The organism is Sphingomonas sp. CCH9-F2, assembly GCF_001556735.1.
Taxonomy (GTDB): Bacteria; Pseudomonadota; Alphaproteobacteria; order Sphingomonadales; family Sphingomonadaceae; genus Sphingomonas; species Sphingomonas ginsenosidimutans.
Genome location: NZ_LSJO01000550.1, coordinates 1 through 220, shown reverse-complemented (window position 1 = coordinate 220; position 220 = coordinate 1). Strand labels below are relative to the sequence as shown.

Below are 220 nucleotides of genomic sequence, written 5' to 3'. Positions count from 1 at the left end.
ATCCGGCACAGCATCTGCGGCGTGGTCTGCCCGCCGATCCCGCGATCGACGCGGCCCGCGGTGAAGAACCCCGGCCGCTTGTCGATCCACCCCTGGGTGATCGAATCGCCCATGAAGACGATGCCGGTGCGCGCGCCCGACGCGATCAGCCGCCGGTTGTCCTCGGCATAGCGCGCCAGCCACGGCCAGTCGGTCTTCAGCCGTGCATCCGCCGCATCGT

The 220-nt window shown here is 70.0% G+C and carries 1 pseudogene; it reads right to left on the bottom strand.

Annotation, left to right across the window (positions count from 1 at the left end):
- Positions 1-220, bottom strand: a pseudogene (locus AX685_RS22730) (GDSL family lipase); the annotation flags it as partial.